Raw genomic sequence first — 21235 nt, forward strand, 5'->3', positions numbered from 1 at the left:
CGCTGAGTATAGGCAAAATAGAACAAACCGGTATCAAGGCTGCTGATGTAGCAGCCAGGGAAATGACGTCTCCACCTGGCTCCGATACAGATGATCTCCGATCATGGAAAGCGATGCTGACAGCCCCGGATTGTTTGGCAGTTTCACCCGGAAATAGTGCCGCTGCAGGCACTGGCCCAGGCGCCAGAAAGGGATCGCATCATCCAGCTTTCGCTGTAATCGCTGAACGGCTGCCACATCTTGCGATGTAGATAACTGCGCTTCAAGCTGCTGGAGATACTTCCCCATACAGGCTGGATCCACCTGCTGACGCTGCGCCTGCCAGCGATTCAATTCTGCAGCAACATCGTCAAATCCTTCCAGTGTGACCTGATGGCTGTTAAACAGCCCGACAGTGTAAAGATCACTGAACAAACAGGCGGTTGGGTTATCGGAATCCGTGGTTAATGTCTTGCCAAAGAAATCCCGGATCAGGTTGGCTGGCAAAGCATGCAGGGTATGCAAGGCAGAGCGACATAAATATAACGGTTGTTCCCGGAGATAAGAGACCGCCTGTTTAACATCCGTATCAGACAACCGTTTCAGCGCACCGCGCTCGGCGACAGACAATCCGCTGCGGCGATGACACCGAACCAGTCCTGTCGCCATCAAGGCAAAATCGGCACGAACACTGGCACAGTCCGGATGCGCTGTTGCAGGTTCGAGCCAAAGCTCCGCTAACCCTTTCTGCAAACTTCCGATGGTTTGAAGTGACAGACGTTTTCCAGCAAGCTGCGCAATAGGCTGACAGCGCCTTATACACCGGGCAAGTGACAGTGGCTCTGGAACGTATTCTGCTTCTTTTTCAGTGGCGTAATCCATGTTGCGTGCTCAGACAATAACAATGTATCGCTGTTATCGGCCAAAAACACCACGACAGAAGCGTCAGACATCTCACCACCGCAACCATCCATCACTCTTTGAAGACGGACCAGAAACCAATCACTTCATCACCCCGCACGACCCGAATACCGCCAAACTGCAGCATCACCCGCTCACTCTGGGTGGGGCGCAGGAACACCGTATCATCAACATTCAAACCCGTGCCCTTCGAGGCCGTCAGCATTTCCTGGTTAGTGCTTCGTCCATAAATGCCATTATTTCGCAAACCCTGAGGCGCGCAGGGTTTGGCTTTCCACCAGCCACCATAGACAAAAAACGCCTTCTGCCAGTTCACATTCAGTTTGGCCAGCCAGGGTGCAAAACGCTCCAGGAAAGGAATCACCAGGCCATCCAGTTTTTTGAGTACCGGTGTGGCGATAAACATGCCCGGCTGATGGTCAACCAGTGTGGGCAGGTCAAAATCCGTTGGCTTCACGAACGATGAGCCAATGGTAAAGTCATTCAGGCAGCCTTTGTCACCTTCCGGATAAAGCTGGTAGGTCATGCTCCCTGCCCCGTTAAAACAGAGATCATCCCGATAGGAATCCGGCCACGCCTCGCGCAGATGATTCACAAATCGCTGGTAGATTGCCATCGCCTCGGAACGGGCCTGTTGACGCGCCTCACCTTGCTTCCAGGGTAAGGCCGGCGCCTTGGCCAGGTGGGCGTCGTATCCCATGAAACCGGAAAAAACGAGGTGTTCAGGATGGTCATTGATCAGCGCCATCATTTGATCAAGCGCTTCCAGCGTTTGAATCCCGCCACGGTGCAGGCCCACATCGATTTCGACATTCACCCTGAACTGCAGCCCCTGCTCACTGGCAAGCGCCAAGTACTGATGCAAACGTGACGGGGTATCAATCAGCCACTGAATTTCAACGATTCGTGCCTTTTCTTCGTCGGAGAGGTTACGCAGGAACGTCTTGACCGCAGTGACCGGAAAGGGTTTCCCCACCAGGAAATCACTGCCAGGAAAACTGCGAAACTGCTGTAGAAGAAACGGCAGGTGAAATGACATCAACCGGTTACTGCCCAGTTTTTCCAGCAAATAACGAATCAATTCCGGTGATGGCAGAGACTTGGCCGCTATCCGTACCTGGGATGGGTCCCCCAAGTGAGCCTTGACCCGCTCGAGGTTCTGATCCACACGGTCCAGATCAACAATCAGCACCGGACACCCCGGCATCTGCTGACGCACCAGTTGGTTCAATGCCGAGAAATAATGATCGTAGGGCTTGCCCTGACTTCTGGGCCATAGAATTACCACGAGTACCACAACAGCAACAAACAACCAGAGCATCCTGAGTCCTGCCTGTAATCAAACTGTAATTATTTTAATGAGGTACGATCGTACCACATACCTTTTTCCGGCGCACCTTAACAACACGCCATGGATTCACTTTTGCCCTTTAAAAGCCCGTACTCAAATGCAGGATCAGGCTGTAAGATAGTCAGCCATCGCATTCACCGGCAGAGATGAGGTAGGTATGAAGCTTTCCGCCTTTGGCGAACAATTCACGGGACATTCAGGCATCCTCTCGCTGATGGATGACCTGGGCAACGCGCTGGCCGGTAACGACGATATTATTATGATGGGTGGTGGCAATCCCGCCCATCTGCCCGAAGTAGAAGCGGTATTCCGTCAACGTCTGAGTCGCATTCTCGACAACCAGAAAGAGTTTACGCGTTTTGTCGGCACCTATGATCCACCGGCGGGCGAAAAGGATTTTCTGCGGGAACTGGCTGCGATGCTCAAGCGACGTTTTGGCTGGAACCTGTCAGAACGTAACATCTGCCTGACCCACGGCAGTCAGTCGGCCTTCTTCATGCTGTTCAACATGTTTGCCGGTAAGAACAGCCAGGGCCTGCACCGTCGCATTCAGCTGCCTATGGCTCCGGAATATATTGGTTATGCCGACAGCGGTATTGAACAGGATATTTTCGCGGCGGAAAAACCCGAATTCGAATTTATCGACGAGCATACCTTTAAGTATCGGGTCAATTTCGATGCCCTGGATCTCACCGGGGATACGGCAGCCCTGTGTGTATCAAGGCCCACCAATCCGACTGGCAACGTTCTGACTGACGGTGAGATTGAACACCTGGACGCACTGGCCAAACAGCATGATATCCCACTGATCATTGACGGCGCGTATGGCCTGCCCTTCCCGAACCTGATCTTCACCGACGCGACACCTTACTGGGATGAACACATCATCCTGTGCCTGAGCCTGTCAAAGCTGGGACTCCCCGCCACCCGCACCGGGATTGTCATCGCCAGTGAGGAAGTCATCACGGCCATGACGAATATGAACGCCATCATCAGCCTGGCACCGAACAGCAGCGGCGCCTTGCTGGCACTCGACATGGTGCGTGATGACAGCATTATGACACTGAGCAACCAGCATATTCGCCCCTGGTACCGTGAACGGATGGAAATGGCCACCGGTTACCTCAAAGAGCTGATGGGGGATCTGCCCTGGTATATGCATAAACCGGAAGGCGCCATGTTCCTGTGGCTGTGGTTCAAGGATCTGCCCATCAGCAGCCTCGAACTTTACGAACGCCTCAAGAAGCGTGGTGTACTGGTCGTTTCCGGACATTACTTCTTCCCGGGCATTGATAGTGATTGGCAACACAGCCATGAATGCCTGCGCATCACCTACACCCGTGACGCCGAAACCGTCAGAAAAGGGCTGGCCATTATTGCGGACGAAGTACGGAGCCTATACAACCGCTAACCACGAAACAGACAGGCCCATCCCCGGCACAGGCTGCGAACGGGGACGGGCCTCTTTTTTACCCACCCACTAGGCACATCAAAAAGCCGAAAATCGTGTAAATAGGCATGCACCGCATATTCCAAAGGAATATTACGAATATATACCTAAATAACATATTCATATTATGATCGCACTTTTTCCAAAAAGACGCTGATCGATGACAATAGAGACTACAGTAGACGGCTCAGCAGGCCTGCCCGGGAACGGCAAAAAAAGCAAACTGGGTGTATGGATGTGTGCCGCCCTCGTCGTCGGAAACATGATTGGTTCAGGGATCTTTCTACTACCCGCCTCCCTGGGCGCCTATGGCCCCATCAGCATTGGCGGCTGGTTGTTCACTGGCGTCGGCGCCCTGCTCCTTGCATTGACATTTGCCCGGCTCAGCCAAATGATCCCCTCCGCCGGTGGTCCTTACGCCTACTGCCGTGCCGGACTGGGTAGATTCATGGGCTTTCTGATCGCCTGGGGATACTGGATCGGTCTCTGGTCGGGCAATGCCGCTATCGTGGTCGCCATGCTCGGCTACTTAGGCATCTTCATTCCGGAAATCAACCAGAACCCCATGCTGGGCGCCGGCATTGCTGTAGGCACCATCTGGTTCATGGCCTGGATTAACTGTCGCGGTGTCAAATCTGTCGGTGTGTTCCAGCTGGTCACCACTATTCTGAAAACCCTGCCGCTTGTGGCTATTGCCATCTTTGGTATTTTCCAGATCAACCCCGAACACTTCACCACCATCAATACCAGCGAACTCAGCAACTTCAACGCACTGACCAGCTCAGCGGCACTCTGCCTGTGGGCATTCCTGGGACTCGAATCGGCCACCGTTCCTTCAGAGAACGTGCACAACCCGGAAAAAACCATCCCCCGTGCGACCGTTCTGGGCACACTTTTCGCGGCTGTCCTTTATATCATTGCCACAATTTCTCTGATGGGATTGATTTCACCCGCTGATTTGGCGCAATCCACCGCCCCATTTGCAGATGCCGCAGCCATCCTGTGGGGCCCGGCCGGTACCGTCGTCATTGGTATTGCCGCCATCATCTCCTGCCTTGGCGCACTGAACGGCTGGACTTTGATGACCGCCCAGATCCCCATGGCTGCCGCCCGTGACGGCCTGTTCCCGGAAAGCTTTGCCAGACTCTCCAAGCGTGGCACCCCGGCCCTGGGCATTATCATTTCGTCAATCCTGGTCACCCTGCTGGTATTGACCAACTACAGCCGCGGCCTGGTGGGCGCCTTCAACTTCATCATCAGCCTGGCCGTGATGACAACGCTGCTGCCCTACACCATGTCGACCATGGCGCGTCTGGTACTGCAAATTCGTGAACGGGAAAAACTGGGCACCATTATTCCCAAGCGCGACATTGTCATTTCCCTGCTGGCGTTCTCCTACTCCCTCTGGGCACTGGGCGGCAGCGGCATGGAAACCGTGTACTGGGGCTTCCTCCTCCTAATTGGCGGTATCCCTGCCTATATTTGGATTTTGTGGAAAAAATCCCCTCCCGCCACAGAATCCGATACCTGCGTGACGACCGCAGGATAAAACACCCAAGGCGCAGCACTGTCTGCGCCTTTTTTCTGCCTGAGCCGGTAATCATACGACACCAAACAACCATCAGACCCAATGGAAAAACCGGAGATTCCCTTCTACGTTATTCCCAGTAGTCTCCCAAGGAGAATCTCATGAAAGCGTTCAAGATTTCCGTCGCTATCGCATGTGGCAGCCTGATCACCTGCGCCACCCTGCCCGCCTTTGCCAGCCAGACCGGAGGCACCGCCACCCACCAGACTCAATCCGATGCTCCGGTCATGCCGCTGGAAAAACTGCTGGTCAAGGCAAAAGACAAGCACCCGGGCATGCGGATCATCAACACGTATTCGGAAACCACGCAAAAAGGTAAGCACGTCGAGAAAATCTACTACCTGATGCCGGACAACACCGGCGCCTGGATCATGACGCTGGATCGAACCAACGGCAAAATTCTGGATGACCACCCCTATAAATTCCCGGAAAAAGCCGACGTCATACCACTGGAAAAAATCTTGCAAGAGGTTAAGGAAAAGTACCACGTAAAGAAAATTGTCCGCACCCGGCTTGAACAGGAAAACGGCCGGAAACTTCGGGTGATTTACTATATCGACAAACTCAAGCAGCAACGTACCATGGTCGTTGACGAGAAAACCGGCGCCGTACTCTCTGACAAGGCACGGAAACTTACTCCTACCGGCTAAAAGCACATTATCACGGGAATAAAAAATGCGAGCACCTTGCTCGCATTTTTCTATATAACATGGCGAATCATATCGCCCCAAGACTCAGACCTATCATCAGGCCAATGGTCAGAATCAACAGTAACGGCCAGACATACTTTAACCATTTCTCATAAGGCACCCGCCCCATGGCCAGCGCCCCCATCACAACACCGGAGGTCGGTGTCATCAGGTTTACAATACCACTGGCAGACTGATAAGCCGTGACAACCAGATCACGACCGACATCGGAAAAATCAGCCAATGGCGCCATGATCGGCATGGTCAGCACCGCAAGCCCTGAACTGGATGGCACAAAGAAGGAGAGCAGGATCTGGATCCAGTACATGACGTTGATAAAGACAATAGAAGACAGTCCACTAACGGCCTGCTCTGACCAATACAACACCGTATCGGTAATCATGCCGCCATTCATGACCACCACGATGCCGCGCGCTATACCGATGATCAACGCCACACCGAGCAGATCCCTGGCACCATCGACAAACGTATCCGTAAATTCCGACTCACTGAGCCGCCCCACAAAAGCAACCACTATCGACATCACCAGAAACAGTGCAGACATTCTGGCCATCCACCACCCTTCGGCGGCCACCCCCCAGATCATGATCCCGAATGCCACCAGGAACAGCAAAAGAATCAACTTGCGCCGACCGGTCAGCTCGGGCACATCACTGGCGTCAGTGGAGGTTAAAAAGTGGTCCCGATTGGATTCATACATATCCGCCACCATCGACGCCTTCGGATCCTGCCTCACTTTCTCCGCATAACGCATCACATACACGATGCAGATCAGCAGCCCGACAATATAGAAAACCAGCCGCAAGAGAATGCCATCCGTAAAGGAGACCCCGGCGGCATCCGACGCGATAACCGTGGCAAACGGATTGACCGTTGAACCCAGCGTACCGATGCCGGCACCCACGAGAATCACTGCCACCGCCGTCATTGCATCGTAACCTGCGGCAATCATGACCGGTATCAGTAACGGATAAAACGCGAGACTCTCCTCCGCCATCCCGTAGATAGTCCCCCCCAACGAGAACAGCACCATCAGCAGGGGGATCATCCATTTTTCCTTCCCCTGCAGCGCCTCCATCGCTTTTGCAATCCCGGCATCAATGGCTCCGGTTTTGGTGACCACCATCAGGAAGCCACCAATGATCAGTACAAACAGGGCCACATCAATACCGTTGGCCTCATAGGACTCCGGGTTATAGAAGCCAGCAATAGGCGCCAGCACCACATCTTCAAACCCCTGGGGGTTGGGTTCGACATGATGATAAGTACCGGCAACAGGTACATCCTTACCGATCGCCTCATCCAGACGGGTGTCGTATTTACCCGCTGGCACAATCCAGGTCAGTATTGCGACAAAAATGATAATCAGAAAAAGAATGGTATACGCCGAAGGAAACTTGAACTGCTTCATGACTGAAAAGACCTTTTTCAGAGCCTGTTCATGGAACCGGGAGGCGGGAACCGGACCTGCCAGACCGGCCGGCGCTGACACGGCTGTCAGCCAGCACCATGTAGACGTCAGTCATAGTGACAGCCACCAAAGCCATTAGTCACTGGTAGTCAACGGATAACGCGGGTCGCAGGAAAACAGAGAAAGGCACATTTCGAACCCTACCGCTGAACACTTCGACGCTCCGGTAACCGGCCAACACCGACTCTGGGACTCATGCAGACTGATTTGACGTGTTCACTATATAGTCGATAGACATCCTTTTTGCATAAACGACACTGACACAAAAATGCCCTCATAAATACTATCAATAACAGCCATAACCTGTGCCCAATCAAAAACGACAGCGCTCAACCATGATTTTTATCAAGATATTTGCCGATTTAATCACTAATTAATCACTGTTTTCTGCCACGAATCCCAAACTTTTTTTTAATAGTAAAACAAACGTATTAGTTAGAGGCTAAAAACCGGAAAATGGGTATTAATACGTAATGTCAAAGGATTACTGCAGGTCTAGTCTAGGCACCGCATTAGGGGGCATCCCCTAACGAGATTTAAGAATTTTCTAATGCTATGTCGATATATCCAGTACTTTGGTAAGCACAAATCGACATACATTATACATACCGGATTTCTATCGCCTTTATAACAGTCACTCGACTGCCTCAGCCCAACGGACTGACCCAGCCAGACTGCGAAGGCGACTTAAGCTTATGCACAGTCATGTGCACTTATTCATGTACATCAGACATTCAGGAGAAAGATGATGTCACGCTTCTACGTTGGTTCCGAGGTTGGTCAACTTAAAAAGGTATTGTTGCACCGTCCCGAACTGTCCCTGCGCCGCCTGACACCTTCCAACTGCGAAGGCCTGCTGTTCGACGACGTTCTGCGCGTTGAGCAGGCAGGTAAAGAACACGACGCTTTCCAACAGGTTCTGCGTGACAACGGCGTTGAAGTATTCCTGCTGCGCGACATGCTGGCAGAAACACTGGCCAACCCTGAAGCCAAGTCCTGGGTACTGGACCGTCAGGTCAACCCTCTGCGTTACGGCAACGCACTGGCCAAAGACGTTCGCAGCTTCTTCGAAGAAATGAGCGACAAGGATCTGGCTTCCCACCTGATCGGCGGCCTGACCGTTTCTGAACTGAATTCTTCCTGCGGCAGCCCCACTCTGGGTGTGATGAACCAGACTGACTTCATTCTGGATCCGATCCCGAACCACCTGTTCACCCGCGACACCTCCTGCTGGGTATACGGCGGCGTTTCCGTGAACCCAATGGCCAAGCCGGCTCGTAAGCGTGAAACCGTTCACATGCGCTCCATCTACAACTTCCACCCGATGTTCAAGGATGCGGACTTCCACACCTACTTCGGCAACGAAGACCGTAACTACGAACTGTCCACCATTGAAGGCGGCGACGTACTGGTTATCGGTAAGGGCGCGGTACTGATCGGCATGTCCGAGCGCACCACCCCTCAAGGTGTTGAGCACTTGGCTCGCGGCCTGTTCAAGACCGGTCAGGCTACCAAGGTTATCGCCCTGGAACTGCCCAAGCTGCGCAGCTGCATGCACCTTGACACCGTCTTCACCCAGATGGATGTTGACTGCTTCACTTACTACCCTGACATCATGCGTGACGACATCGCCTGCTGGGAACTGACGCCTGGCGACAACGAAGAAATCGTCTTCACCACCGTTAAGGACGGCTTTGTGAAATCCATCGCCCGCGCTCTGGACCTGCCTGAACTGCGCATGATCCCGACCGGCGGTGACATCTTCGAAGCTGAGCGTGAGCAGTGGAACGATGCCAACAACGTTCTGACCGTACGTCCTGGCGTTGTTGTGACTTATGAGCGCAACATCTACACCGTCAAGAACATGGAAGAAGCCGGTATCACCGTGCTGACCATTCCCGGTGAAGACCTGGGCCGCGGCCGCGGCGGCGCTCGCTGCATGAGCTGCCCAATGGAACGTGAAGGTATCTAATTACCTTCCTGCAAGAATCAGGCACTCTGACGGGACAAACGGTAAAGTACTACTGACAAGACGGTCAGTGATTCAGAACCCGCCGCCGGAGTACCATGAGTGAAACAACAATCTGCCGCGAAAAGCGGCAGATTGTCCTTAACAAAAAATTGTTTTTAGGGATTTAAAGACCATGTCCTTCAATCTACGTAACCGTAACTTCCTGAAGCTGCTCGACTTCGCACCCAAAGAAATCCAGTACATGCTGGACCTGTCCCGCGACCTGAAGCGCGCCAAGTACGCTGGCTGCGAACAGCAGCGCATGAAAGGCAAGAACGTTGCCCTGATTTTTGAAAAGACCTCCACCCGTACCCGTTGCGCATTCGAAGTTGCCTGCTTCGATCAAGGCGCCAACGTCACTTACATCGGTGGCGGCTCCCAGATGGGCCACAAGGAATCCGTTAAGGATACCGCACGCGTTCTGGGCCGTTTTTACGACGGTATCGAATTCCGTGGTTACTCCCAGGAAGCCGTTGAAGAACTGGGCGAATACGCTGGCGTTCCTGTCTGGAACGGCCTGACTGACGAATGGCACCCCACCCAGATCCTGGCTGACTTCCTGACCATGATCGAACACGGCAAAGGCAAGCAGCTGAGCGAAATCAAGTTCGCTTACCTGGGCGACGCTCGCAACAACATGGGTAACTCCCTGATGGTTGGCGCAGCCAAGATGGGCATGGACATTCGCCTGGTTGCTCCCAAGGCATTCTGGCCAGAAGAGTCTCTGGTTGAAACCTGCAGCAAGATCGCTGAAGAAACCGGCGCCAAAATCACCCTGACCGAAGACGTTGCTGAAGGCGTTAACGGCGTTGACTTCCTGTACACCGACGTATGGGTATCCATGGGTGAAGCTGAGTCCGCATGGGCCGAGCGTATCGACCTGATGAAGCCTTACCAGGTGAACATGGACGTCATCGCCAAGACTGGCAACAAAGACGTTAAATTCATGCACTGCCTGCCTGCTTTCCACAACACTGAAACCAAGGTTGGTCAGGAAATCGCCGAGAAATTCGGCATGGAAGGCCTGGAAGTGAACGAAGAAGTCTTCGAATCTGCCTACAACATCTCCTTCGACGAAGCTGAGAACCGTATGCACACTATCAAGGCTGTTATGGTTGCCACTCTGGGCGACTAATCTGCTATTGATAGACCAAAAGAGGGGCTAAGCCCCTCTTTTTTATTACCCTGAATAACACACCGTTACCGCAACCTCCCCTGCCTCAGCCCTTCCCACAACGAAAACAAGCAGCGAATGCAGTATGTACTATCCTGTAGTCGTGTTTCATCACCTGCCACTTCAACGACAGGCTATCTACTCAATCCCTCAGTATCCAAGAGGATTCAGTACCATGTCTTTCAACCTGCGCAATCGTAAATACACCAAGCTGCTGGATTTCACCCCGAAAGAAATGCAATTCCTGCTGGACCTCAGTCGCGACCTCAAACGCGCCAAGTACGCCGGTTGTGAACAACAGAGACTGAAAGGTAAAAATATCGCCCTGATCTTTGAAAAAACATCCACCCGGACCCGCTGCTCATTCGAGGTAGCCGCCTTCGACCAGGGAGCTAACGTGACCTACATAGGTGGAGGCTCTCAAATGGGGCACAAGGAGTCCGTAAAAGATACGGCGCGGGTCCTTGGCCGTTTCTATGACGGTATCGAATTCCGGGGTTTCAAACAGGAACACGTTGAAGAGCTGGCAGAATATGCCGGCGTTCCCGTATGGAACGGTCTCACCGATGAGTTTCACCCCACCCAGATTATCGCTGACTTCATGACCATGCTGGAACATGGCAATGGCAAACAGCTTCACCAGATGAAGTGGTGCTATCTCGGTGACGGCAAAAACAACATGGGCAACTCACTCATGGTCGGCGCTGCGAAGATGGGCATGGATTTCCGCATTGCCGCCCCCAGCAGCTACTTCCCGGAAAAATGGATTGTTGATGAGTGCAACAAGATTGCTGAACAGACAGGCGCCAAAATCACCCTGACTGAAGACGTCGGCAAGGCCGTTAAGGACTGCGACTTCCTGTACGGCGATGTCTGGGTATCAATGGGCGAACCCAAAGAAGTGTGGGATGAGCGGGTGGGCGCCCTGAAGCCCTATCAGGTCAATATGGATGTCATCAAAAAAACCGGCAACCCGAAGGTAAAATACCTTCACTGCCTGCCCGCATTCCACAATACGGAAACCGTTGTCGGCAAAGAGGTCGCAGAACAGTATGGTCTTAAAAATGGCGTAGAAGTGACTGAAGATGTGTTTGAGTCAGAATACTGTATCGCCTTTGACGAAGCCGAAAACCGTATGCACTCCATTAAAGCCATCATGGTAGCCACACTGGGCGACTGACCGATCATCTTCCCCCGCACCCCCAAAGAGTGCATTTGAGCGCGGGTATTGATTGACCACAAATGCCATGGATGACACCTGTCATCCATGGACAATACCTGTCACGATTCGATCATTGACCGACCCATCCAGAGGATCAGGGATATGTTAGTTGTCATGGCCCTGGGAGGAAACGCGATTCTACAGCGTGGCCAACCCCTTGAGGCACACATCCAGCGTGAAAATATTCGAACCGCTGCCAAGTCCATCGCCGAAGTCGCCAAAGATCACCAGGTGGTACTGACCCACGGCAATGGCCCGCAGGTTGGCCTGCTGGCCCTGATGAATGAAGCCTACGAAGCGGTGGCCAATTACCCACTGGATGTTCTGGGCGCGCAGACCCAGGGCATGATTGGCTTTATGTTTGAACAGGAACTGCGCAACTTCATGCCGGGCCGCAAAGTCTGCACGGTTTCCACCCAGACGATCGTTGACCCCAATGATCCCGCGTTTGAGAGTCCTGATAAATTTGTCGGGCCGGTTTATACCTACGAAGAAGCCCAGGTCATCCAGGAAGCCAACCCGTGCTGGACCCTGAAACAGGACGGCAACTATTACCGCCGTGTCGTACCCTCGCCGCAACCCATGGAAATACTGGAACTGCCCTCGTTGCGACACATCGTGTCATCGGGCGATATCACCGTGATCTGTGGCGGTGGCGGCGGTATCCCGGTCCGTCGGGATGCTGACAACATGCTGCATGGTGTCGAAGCTGTTGTGGACAAGGATCGCGCTTCACGCACGCTGGCCGAAGGCCTGGAAGCTGATGCCCTGATACTGCTGACTGACGTCCCAGCCGTCGAAACCGACTTCGGTCAACCGGATTCGAAAAAGATCAAAGAATGCTCACCGGACGAATTTGAGAAGTTCCCCTTTGCGGCTGGTAGCATGGGACCTAAGGTAGAATCCGTATGCCATTTCGTTCGCTCCGGTGGTAAGTTTGGTGCCATCGGTTCGCTGGACAAGGCGGCGGAAATCCTGCTTGGACGCTCCGGCACCTTTGTCAAGGTAGATGTACCCGGTGGTATCACCTATTACGACTGAACCGACCAGACAACTATTCCAATTACAGCCTCTCACTAGCCGGGAGATGTCAGCCTCACACTGCGAAGTGGTATGACTGGGATCTCGCGGCAAAGTAGTGTCTGCGCATGGTATGTACGGACACAGCCGGCGGCGACGGTTTATACCATTGCCAACGGTGTTTGAAAACAGGGTTTGCCACGGGCCTGGTCCCGCAATTGCCGCCGGTTTAACCGGCTAACGTTGTTTGGCAGGCTTTGATCTATCACCGGATAAGGGTTTACGAAAACTGCGGCGCCGTTAGTTGTTCAGGGTGACAGAGTTTTCGTCGGCAAGGTGACGGAATCTGTTTTCAGCCATAACGGGCGGTTGCGTATTGTGGATATATGCCCATCGGGTCTGAAGCATTTGTTTTCCCTTTGACGCAGGGCCCCATGGCCCGAATTATAAAGGACAGGAAGAAGGCTATGTCCCAGAGTCTGTTACGTTATACCAACATTCTGAGTATTGTTGGTGACATTATCCGGGTCGAAGTACCCAACCTGAGCGACAGTAATGCTCAGGCGCGAAACGGTGATCTCGCCCTGATTGAGCAGAATGGCCAGGCCTATTCGCTTGCGCAGATCATCAAGCTGAACCGCGAAGAAGTTTCCCTCCAGGTGTTTGCGGGCACCAAAGGTCTCTCCACTGACGCCGCTGTCTGCTTCCTCGGCGAACCCATGAAAGCCGTATACTCCCCGAACATTCTGGGTCGTATCTTCAACGGCGCGGGTGAGGCGATTGATGGCGGACCGGCACTGGACCAGGATCCCCGTGTTGAAATCGACGGCCCCTCCGTCAACCCGATTCGTCGGGTACTGGCGTCACGCATGGTACGGACCAACGTACCCATGATCGACGTCTTCAACACCCTGGTTGAATCCCAGAAGATCCCGATCTTCTCCGTCTCCGGCGAGCCCTACAACAAGTTCCTGGCCCGGATCGCGATCCAGGCAGAAGCGGACGTCGTTGTCTTCGGTGGCATGGGTCTGATCTTCGATGACTACCACTTCTTCAAGACGGCTTTCGAAGAAGCCGGCGTATCTTCCCGTACCGTCATGTACACCAACCTGGCCTCTGATCCGACCGTTGAGCGTCTGATGATCGCCGATATGTCTCTGGCAGTGGCCGAGCATTTCGCCGTGGAAGAAGGCAAGAAGGTCCTGGTTCTGCTGACCGACATGACCTCCTACGCCGACGCCATGAAAGAAATCGGTGTTGCCATGGACAAGATCCCGGCTAACCGGGGTTACATGGGTGACCTGTACTCCCAGCTGGCTCGTCGTTACGAGAAGGCTGCCGACTACAAGGGCGCCGGTTCCGTCACCATCCTGGCAGTGACCACCATGCCAGGTAACGACCTGACTCACCCGGTTCCGGATAACACCGGTTACATCACCGAAGGTCAGTTCTACCTGCACGACGGCGTTATCGACCCGTTCGGTTCCCTGTCCCGTCTGAAGCAGATGGTTATCGGCAAGGAAACCCGGGAAGACCACAGCCAGATCATGAACACCATGATCCGCTTCTATTCCGATTCCGTGAACGCCAAGCAGAAGCAGGCGATGGCTTTCGAACTGTCTCCGTACGATGAGAAAGTCATCCGCTTCGGTGACCAGTTCATCGAAAACTTCATGAAGCTGGACGTTTCCATGAGCCTGGAAGAAGCCCTCGACCTGGCATGGAAGATCCTGGCTGACTGCTTCAGCCCAGAAGAGACGCTGATGAAGCAGAGCCTGATCGAGAAGTACTGGCCCGTGAAATCCCAGGTTGCTGCGGCAGCTGCCACTGAAACCGCCGGGGCATAAACCATGGCCAAGATTGCGCTGAACAAAAGCTCGCTTAACCGGGAAAAGCGCAACCTGAAAACGTTCAACCGTTACCTGCCGGCGCTGGAACTCAAGCGTCAGCAGCTGATGGCGGAGCGGAAAAAAGCAGAGGATGCTGTCAGGGAAGCGCGCGAGCGTATTGAGCAGATCGAGAAAGACGTCAGTGAGCAACTACCAATGCTCGCTTGTGAGGATATCAACGTCGAAGGTCTGGTACGGGTGACCAATGTCGTTCTGGGCGAACAGAACATCGTCGGTACCACCGTTCCTGTCGTTGAGAAAGTTGAGGTAGAAGTCGCACCGTACAGCTACCTGACCAAACCTCACTGGGTGGATTTCCTGGTGGAACGCCTGAAGGAAATGGTGGAACTGCATGTTGAGATGCTGGTGCGCGAACTGCGCTACCAGGAAATCAGCAAAGCGACCCGCACCACGTCCCAGCGTGTGAACCTGTTCTCCAAGGTTCTGATCCCACGCAGCAACAAAAATATCGCGAAGATCAAGATCTTCATGTCCGATATGGATCGTGCTGCGGTGGTGAACGCCAAGATCTCCAAAACCAAGATGGCCAGCTGACCTGCCCCGGCAGTCAGCCTAAAGCTGGAAAAGAGCATGAGTATCAAAACACTCAAGAAGATCACGCTCTATGGGCTAGCCAGCGAGAAGGAAGCCGTGCTCAGCGGATTACAGGAAATGGGGTGTATTCACCTGATTCCCCTGGCTGAGACTGCGGCTGCCCCCGAAGGCGAGCTCAGTGAGCCCCGGGCTGCAAAGGAGGCCTATAGTCACCTCCTGAGCTGCCCGGTCAAGCGACGGGAAATCCGTCGCATGGATGCCATGGACACTGACGAGGTAGTCGCCAAGGTTCTTGCCAACAAGAACCAGCTGCGTGCCGCGTCTGATGCCCGTGACAACCTGATCAAGCGGATCCAGGAAGTTCGCCCCTGGGGCGATTTTTCCTTTCCGGAACTGAATCAGCTGGATGATATCCGACTGTGGTTTTACGTGATTCCCCACCATGACATGGCGGCACTCGAGGATATCGAGATGCCCTGGGAAGTGGTGCACCGTGATCACAAAAACTGCTACGTCGTCCTGCTGAACAAAACAGAACCGGACGTCAACCTGCTGCCGGTCAAGCGCTCCCATGTGGGTGGTGACTCCCTGTCCAGCCTGGAACACCAGCTGGAAGAAGCGGAAATGAAGGTGGAGGATATCCAGGGTGAACGGGAGTCTCTGACCCGTTGGCTCTACGTCCTCAGCCAGATCGTTGCCCGCAAGGAAGACACCCGCTCATTGGAAGACGCTCGTCGTGTTACTCTCGACGATGACCAGTTTTTCCTGGTCTCAGGCTGGCTGCCTGCGGACGAAGAAGAGCGCGCCAGTAACTTTGTCGCCTCCTTTGCCGTAGCCGCCACCATCGAAGACCCGGCGCCGGAAGACAATCCGCCGACCCTGCTGGACAACCCGGAATCCGTCGCCGGCGGTACGGAAGCCATGGCTTTCTACCAGCTGCCCGGTTACCGGACCTGGGACCCCAGCACTGTGGTGTTCTTCTCGTTCTCCCTGTTCTTTGCCATGATCATGAACGACGCGGCCTACTGCGCCATCCTCGGCGGGCTCGTGTTCCTGTTCCGCAAGAAACTGGGTGCCAGCGAGACAGGCATCCGCATCCGTAATCTGGCCTACTTCATGTCAGGTATCGGTATTGTCTGGGGCATCAGCTCCGGCAGTTATTTCGGTTACACGCCAGACAAGGACACGCTCTTTGGCTCGCTGCATTTCATCGATATGAATAATTACGGCGCCATGATGAAGGTCTCTATCATCATTGGTGCGACGCATATCGTGATCGCGAACCTGGTCACTGCCTGGAATAACCGAACGCGCCTCTATGCACTGGCCCCCCTGGGATGGACACTGGCTATAGCCGGTGGCGTTGCCATCTGGCTCGGCATAACAGGTGACCTGGCACTGGTCTGGAAAACAACGTTTGGTCCTGCATTAGCCATCGCCGGTGCAGTGCTGATCTTCCTGTTCACCAGTACACGCCCGGTCTCCAGCGCGAAAGACGTACTGTTCCGGATCGCTGACGGCCTGCATGCGCTTTACAATATCTCCAGTGTTTTCGGCGATATTCTGAGCTATATGCGTCTGTTTGCCCTTGGCCTTGCCGGCGCGTCTCTGGCTGTGACCTTCAATACGCTGGCATTCCAGGTTCTGGACCGCATGCCAGGTATCGGTGTTCTGTTCTGTGCCCTGATCCTGATCGCGGGTCACCTGCTCAATATCAGTCTCTCCCTGATGGGTGGTGTTGTGCACGGCCTGCGCCTGAATGTGATTGAGTTCTTCAAGTGGAGCCTGACTGAAGAAGGCTACCCGTTTAAACCATTTAAAAAGCAAGAGGATTGATTCATGGAAAACTATATGCTGCTGCTGGGTTGGGCTGGTATTTTTGCTCCTATGGCACTGGGCGCCATCGGTTCCGGCATGGGTTGCTCCATCTCCGGTCAGGCGGCCTGTGGCGCCATGCTGGATGTTGAAAGCGGTTACGGTAAGTTCATCGGTCTGTCCGCACTGCCTTCCTCTCAGGGCATCCTGGGTATCGTTATCATGTTCATCCTGATGGGTACTCCCCTGACCGTTGACACTGCACCGGCCTTCTTCGGCATCGGCCTTCTGGCGGGTCTGGCGCTGCTGTTCACCGCTATCTACCAGGGTAAAGCGGTTGCCGGCGCCATCAATGCGTCCAAGAACAAGCCTGAAATCTTCGGTCTGTCTATCGCCCCTGCGGCTATCGTAGAAGGCTTCTCTGTATTTGCCTTCGTATTCGCCCTGGTACTGGCTGGCAACATCGCCGCCTAAGCCTGTCGATTAACGTTGCCAACAGGGTGAAGTCATGACTGAAGTAGCAAGTAACGTATCCGTCGGGGTACAGGAGCTGATCGAGAAGCTCCGCAATCAGGGCGTTGCCAACGGCCGCTCTGAAGCCGACAAGATTGTTTCCGACGCCCGCGCTGAAGCGGACCGGATTCTGGAAGAAGCACGCATGCAGGCCACTGACCTGGTGAACAAGGCGAAAAAAGAAGCCGACTTCACCATCAAGGCTGGCGAAGAGTCCCTGGAACTGGCCGGCCGTAACGCCGTGCTGGAACTGAAAGACTTCCTGCTCAAGCAATTCTCTGAGCAGATCCGTCTGACGGTCGCTCGCGATATGGAAGACCAGGGCATCCTCGAGAAGATGATTCTCGAAGTGGCCGGTCGCAATAGCCTGCGCGGTGAAGAAAACGTCGAAGTGATCCTGCCCCGCAAGGCCATCGGTGTTGAAGATCTGCGTGAGCACCCGGAAGCACTGAAAGAAGGCTCTCTGGCCTACTTCGCAGTGCGCCAGGGTAAGGAAATGCTGAGCAACGGCGTCACCTTCAAGGTCGGTGGCGAGAAGCAGACCGGCGTGACCTTCCGCCTGCGCGAGAAGAACATCGAAGTTGAGCTGGATGACACGGCTGTCAGCACCATGCTGCTGAAGCACCTGCAGCCCCGCTTCCGCGCGCTGCTGGAAGGCATCATCAATTAAGGCTTACGCTGCCGGCTGACGGTAACCGGACTCTTTTGAGATCCGGCTATCGGCTCCGGCAGCGGCTGTTAAGGAGCAAGCCATGGCTGAGAATGCCTGTTATACCTTGCTGACCTCGCTGCCGCACATTGATTCTCTGTTCAACAGCCGGATCACCCCGATCTCCCGCTTCCAGCTGGACCGTCGCCTGTCCATGCTGGATATGGCCGATCAGGAACGTCTGGTCATGATCGAGAATCTGCTGCACTGGGATCACCTGGCAGACGATGTCAACGAAAGCGCCCTGATCCGCCTGGCTGAAAAAGCCCGGGATCAACTGGATAGCCAGACGCTGCGCGAACTCGTGGACTGGCGCCTGGATATGCGCACCATCGTAGCCGCCCTGCGCCGCAAGCACCTGGGTGAAGCGGCGCCAACCACTGCCAAGTGGAGTTACGGCACCCGCTACGAATACATTCGTAGCCACTGGAGCTCACCGACCCTGGGTCTTGGCAAGGCGTTTCCCTGGATCAGCAAAGTGGCTGAGTGCCTGCGCACCGGCAACTGTGTTGAACTGGAAAAAACCCTGCTGCAGGCTGTCTGGGATCAGCTGAACCGGCTGGCCACCCGCCACCAGTTCGACTTCGAGGCAGTGGTTATCTACGTACTGCGCTGGAACCTGGTAGCCCGCTGGACCAGTTACGACACTGGCAAAGCACAGCTCCGGTTCCGCAAGCTGATCGACAAGAGCCTCGGCGAATTCAGGGACCAGTTGCCGGTCAGCAACTGATCACGACGATTTCATCTGCAGAACGGTCAATGTACCGACTGTGCTAGAAAAAGGTTATCGCGTTATGAGTACAACGCACGAACAAAACGCCACAGCCCGCGTCGTGGCCGTCAATGGTGACATCATCACCATTGAAACCATCGACAAGGGCGATGACAGCCGCGCCCTCGTCAAGAACGAAGTGGTTTACGTCATCCCCAGCCGCAAGCAGAACGAAAGCATTGATGAGATGCTGATGTCTGAAGTGCTGCGGGTTCACGGCAAGACCGCTGACATCCAGGTCTTCGAAGACACCCGCGGCGTCGCTGTTGGTGACTATATCGTCCAGACCGGTCAGCTGCTGTCCGTGGAACTGGGCCCGGGTATCCTGAGCCAGATCTATGACGGCCTGCAGAACCCGCTGGAAAACCTGGCCCAGCTGCACGGCACCTTCCTGCAGCGCGGCGTTCAGGCAGAAGCCCTGGACCGCACCAAAACCTGGTCCTTTGTCGCCAAGGCCCGTGTCGGTGACGTCCTGCGTGGTGGTGAGACCCTGGGTACTGTCCAGGAAGGTCGCTTCACCCATAAAGTGATGGTTCCCTTTGATCTGACCGGCAGCATCACCGTTGACTGGATTCAGGAAGGTACCTTTACCGTTGATACCGTTGTGGCCCGTGTCCGCGACGAGCAGGGTAAAGAACGTGAACTGAACATGATTCAGCGCTGGCCGGTACGTCGCTCCATTTCTGAGACCCTGTCCCAGAAAGGCGGCAAGACCACCCGTCACTACCCGACTGAGCCCCTGATCACCCAGCAGCGTCTGGTTGATACCTTCTTCCCGATCGCCCGTGGCGGCACCGGCTGTATCCCCGGACCGTTCGGCGCTGGCAAGACCGTACTGCAGCACATGCTGTCCAAGTACTCCTCTGCCGACATCGTTATCGTTATCGCCTGTGGTGAACGTGCCGGTGAGGTGGTTGAAACCATCGACGAGTTCCCGAAGCTACAGGATCCCAGTGGCGCCGGCTCCCTGATGGACCGTACCACCATCATCTGTAACACCTCCTCCATGCCGGTTGCGGCCCGTGAAGCCTCCATCTACACCGGCCTGACCCTGGGCGAGTACTACCGTCAGATGGGTTACAACGTTCTGATCCTGGCTGACTCAACATCCCGTTGGGCGCAGGCGATGCGTGAAACCTCCAACCGTCTGGAAGAGATCCCAGGTGAAGAAGGTTTCCCGGCGTACATTGACTCCGCCATCAAGGGTCTGTACGAGCGTGCGGGCGTGATCAGCAACGAAGACGGTGAATCCGGCTCCCTGACCATGATCGGTACGGTATCCCCGGCCGGTGGTAACTTCGAAGAGCCTGTGACACAGTCCACCCTGTCCACAGTAAAATGCTTCCTGGGCCTGTCCTACGACCGCGCTTACAAGCGTTTCTTCCCCGCTGTTGACCCGCTGATCTCCTGGTCCCGCTACCTGGATCAGATGAAGCCCTGGTATGATGCCAATCTGACTGCTGACTGGGTTCCCATGGTCAGCGAGATGCACAAGCTGCTGGTTCGCGGCGAAAGCATCAACCAGATGATGCAGGTCACCGGTGAAGAAGGTGTCACGCTGAGCGACTACATTCAGTTCCAAAAGTCCCTGTTCCTGGACATGGTCTACCTGCAGCAGGACGCCTTCGATCATATCGACGCAGCCTGCTCCCTGGAACGTCAGAAGTTCAGCTTCCGCCTGATCGTTGACCTGATTCGTCAGGACTACAACTTCGCTGACAAGAACGTCGCCCGCGACTTCTTCGTGAAGCTGACCGGTCTGTACAAGAACTTCAACTATGCGCACATGGATTCGTCCGAATACAAGGACTACCTGGAAAAGATCAAGGATCTGCGCAACCAGTATGCTGTCAGCGCCGAAGCGGCCTGATAGACGACTGTATCCTTACAGAAACAAAGGCCGGCATTTTCCGGCCTTTGTTTTTTTTTCACTGAAAATGGTCGATTCAACCGAATTTTCACTACCTGAAAAGCCAATAAGAAAACGATATTTATCAACAACACCGCCACTCACTTACCAAGTGTTAAATAACTATAACCGTAGTGACACGTAAACCTTATCCCATGTCAATGCACCGTCGATTA

Annotated in this window: 17 protein-coding genes; 14 read left to right on the forward strand and 3 right to left on the reverse strand. The window is 54.4% G+C overall.

The features are described from left to right. Positions 1–33 precede the first annotated feature (33 nt). Together KHS78_RS00765 and KHS78_RS00770 are read right to left on the reverse strand one after the other, a co-directional pair. Positions 34–861, reverse strand: coding sequence for a hypothetical protein (locus KHS78_RS00765; RefSeq protein ID WP_211824256.1), 828 nt, complete (start codon positions 859–861; stop codon positions 34–36). Positions 862–952: 91 nt separating this feature from the next. Continuing rightward, the gene (locus tag KHS78_RS00770) at positions 953–2221 is read right to left on the reverse strand and encodes an alanine racemase (protein ID WP_211824258.1); all 1269 of its coding nucleotides are present in this window, start codon (positions 2219–2221) and stop codon (positions 953–955) included. 187 nt (positions 2222–2408) lie between these two features. Between KHS78_RS00770 and KHS78_RS00775 the strand changes: the two genes are divergently transcribed. The 3 genes from KHS78_RS00775 to KHS78_RS00785 all read left to right on the forward strand — a co-directional run bounded on the left by KHS78_RS00775 (position 2409) and on the right by KHS78_RS00785 (position 5939). Further along, positions 2409–3662 (forward strand): valine--pyruvate transaminase, encoded by a 1254-nt coding sequence (locus tag KHS78_RS00775; RefSeq protein WP_211824260.1) that lies wholly within the window; start codon positions 2409–2411, stop codon positions 3660–3662. Between the two features lie 199 nt (positions 3663–3861). Beyond that, positions 3862–5250 (forward strand): amino acid permease, encoded by a 1389-nt coding sequence (locus KHS78_RS00780; protein WP_211824262.1) that lies wholly within the window; start codon positions 3862–3864, stop codon positions 5248–5250. Between the two features lie 140 nt (positions 5251–5390). Continuing rightward, positions 5391–5939, forward strand: a complete 549-nt coding sequence (locus KHS78_RS00785; protein ID WP_211824264.1) for a PepSY domain-containing protein — start codon at positions 5391–5393, stop codon at positions 5937–5939. A gap of 67 nt (positions 5940–6006) precedes the next feature. On the opposite strand, the gene KHS78_RS00790 is transcribed toward KHS78_RS00785, so the two are convergent. Further along, positions 6007–7491, reverse strand: a complete 1485-nt coding sequence (locus KHS78_RS00790) for a YfcC family protein (protein WP_343216853.1) — start codon at positions 7489–7491, stop codon at positions 6007–6009. A 727-nt stretch (positions 7492–8218) separates the two neighbouring features. Here KHS78_RS00790 and arcA point away from each other — a divergent pair. The 11 genes from arcA to KHS78_RS00845 all read left to right on the forward strand — a co-directional run bounded on the left by arcA (position 8219) and on the right by KHS78_RS00845 (position 21020). Next, positions 8219–9442, forward strand: a complete 1224-nt coding sequence (arcA, locus tag KHS78_RS00795) for an arginine deiminase (protein WP_211824266.1) — start codon at positions 8219–8221, stop codon at positions 9440–9442. 172 nt (positions 9443–9614) lie between these two features. Further along, entirely contained in the window at positions 9615–10616 is a 1002-nt protein-coding gene (gene argF / locus KHS78_RS00800; protein ID WP_211824268.1) for an ornithine carbamoyltransferase, read from the forward strand. A gap of 214 nt (positions 10617–10830) precedes the next feature. Next, positions 10831–11835: an ornithine carbamoyltransferase gene (gene argF, locus KHS78_RS00805; RefSeq protein WP_211824270.1), complete on the forward strand. Its 1005-nt coding sequence runs from the start codon at positions 10831–10833 to the stop codon at positions 11833–11835. Positions 11836–11979: 144 nt separating this feature from the next. Next, on the forward strand, positions 11980–12918 hold the full coding sequence (arcC, locus tag KHS78_RS00810) for a carbamate kinase (protein WP_246505965.1): 939 nt from the start codon (positions 11980–11982) through the stop codon (positions 12916–12918). Positions 12919–13364: 446 nt separating this feature from the next. Beyond that, positions 13365–14744, forward strand: a complete 1380-nt coding sequence (locus KHS78_RS00815; protein WP_211824272.1) for a V-type ATP synthase subunit B — start codon at positions 13365–13367, stop codon at positions 14742–14744. A 3-nt stretch (positions 14745–14747) separates the two neighbouring features. Then, positions 14748–15341: a V-type ATP synthase subunit D gene (locus KHS78_RS00820; protein WP_211824274.1), complete on the forward strand. Its 594-nt coding sequence runs from the start codon at positions 14748–14750 to the stop codon at positions 15339–15341. A 36-nt stretch (positions 15342–15377) separates the two neighbouring features. Beyond that, on the forward strand, positions 15378–17177 hold the full coding sequence (locus KHS78_RS00825) for a V-type ATP synthase subunit I (protein WP_211824275.1): 1800 nt from the start codon (positions 15378–15380) through the stop codon (positions 17175–17177). A 3-nt stretch (positions 17178–17180) separates the two neighbouring features. Beyond that, positions 17181–17630, forward strand: a complete 450-nt coding sequence (locus tag KHS78_RS00830) for an ATP synthase subunit C (RefSeq protein WP_211824277.1) — start codon at positions 17181–17183, stop codon at positions 17628–17630. Positions 17631–17664: 34 nt separating this feature from the next. Beyond that, positions 17665–18339, forward strand: a complete 675-nt coding sequence (locus KHS78_RS00835) for a hypothetical protein (protein ID WP_211824279.1) — start codon at positions 17665–17667, stop codon at positions 18337–18339. 82 nt (positions 18340–18421) lie between these two features. Then, positions 18422–19108 (forward strand): DUF2764 family protein, encoded by a 687-nt coding sequence (locus tag KHS78_RS00840; protein ID WP_211824281.1) that lies wholly within the window; start codon positions 18422–18424, stop codon positions 19106–19108. Positions 19109–19172: 64 nt separating this feature from the next. After that, positions 19173–21020 (forward strand): V-type ATP synthase subunit A, encoded by a 1848-nt coding sequence (locus tag KHS78_RS00845; RefSeq protein WP_211824283.1) that lies wholly within the window; start codon positions 19173–19175, stop codon positions 21018–21020. Positions 21021–21235 lie beyond the last annotated feature (215 nt).

The sequence above is a fragment of the Kistimonas asteriae genome (assembly GCF_018263925.1).
Classification (GTDB): Bacteria; Pseudomonadota; Gammaproteobacteria; order Pseudomonadales; family Endozoicomonadaceae; genus Kistimonas; species Kistimonas asteriae.

Excerpts from the sequence above, each read along its gene's own strand:
- KHS78_RS00830 (WP_211824277.1), top strand. The coding sequence starts at position 17,181 with ATGGAAAACTATATGCTGCTGCTGGGTTGGGCTGGTATTTTTGCTCCT.
- KHS78_RS00785 (WP_211824264.1), top strand. The coding sequence starts at position 5,391 with ATGAAAGCGTTCAAGATTTCCGTCGCTATCGCATGTGGCAGCCTGATC.
- KHS78_RS00820 (WP_211824274.1), top strand. The coding sequence starts at position 14,748 with ATGGCCAAGATTGCGCTGAACAAAAGCTCGCTTAACCGGGAAAAGCGC.
- argF (WP_211824268.1), top strand. The coding sequence starts at position 9,615 with ATGTCCTTCAATCTACGTAACCGTAACTTCCTGAAGCTGCTCGACTTC.
- KHS78_RS00775 (WP_211824260.1), top strand. The coding sequence starts at position 2,409 with ATGAAGCTTTCCGCCTTTGGCGAACAATTCACGGGACATTCAGGCATC.
- KHS78_RS00780 (WP_211824262.1), top strand. The coding sequence starts at position 3,862 with ATGACAATAGAGACTACAGTAGACGGCTCAGCAGGCCTGCCCGGGAAC.
- KHS78_RS00770 (WP_211824258.1), bottom strand. The coding sequence starts at position 2,221 with ATGCTCTGGTTGTTTGTTGCTGTTGTGGTACTCGTGGTAATTCTATGG.
- KHS78_RS00840 (WP_211824281.1), top strand. The coding sequence starts at position 18,422 with ATGGCTGAGAATGCCTGTTATACCTTGCTGACCTCGCTGCCGCACATT.
- arcA (WP_211824266.1), top strand. The coding sequence starts at position 8,219 with ATGTCACGCTTCTACGTTGGTTCCGAGGTTGGTCAACTTAAAAAGGTA.
- KHS78_RS00815 (WP_211824272.1), top strand. The coding sequence starts at position 13,365 with ATGTCCCAGAGTCTGTTACGTTATACCAACATTCTGAGTATTGTTGGT.
- KHS78_RS00825 (WP_211824275.1), top strand. The coding sequence starts at position 15,378 with ATGAGTATCAAAACACTCAAGAAGATCACGCTCTATGGGCTAGCCAGC.
- KHS78_RS00845 (WP_211824283.1), top strand. The coding sequence starts at position 19,173 with ATGAGTACAACGCACGAACAAAACGCCACAGCCCGCGTCGTGGCCGTC.
- argF (WP_211824270.1), top strand. The coding sequence starts at position 10,831 with ATGTCTTTCAACCTGCGCAATCGTAAATACACCAAGCTGCTGGATTTC.
- KHS78_RS00765 (WP_211824256.1), bottom strand. The coding sequence starts at position 861 with ATGGATTACGCCACTGAAAAAGAAGCAGAATACGTTCCAGAGCCACTG.
- arcC (WP_246505965.1), top strand. The coding sequence starts at position 11,980 with ATGTTAGTTGTCATGGCCCTGGGAGGAAACGCGATTCTACAGCGTGGC.
- KHS78_RS00835 (WP_211824279.1), top strand. The coding sequence starts at position 17,665 with ATGACTGAAGTAGCAAGTAACGTATCCGTCGGGGTACAGGAGCTGATC.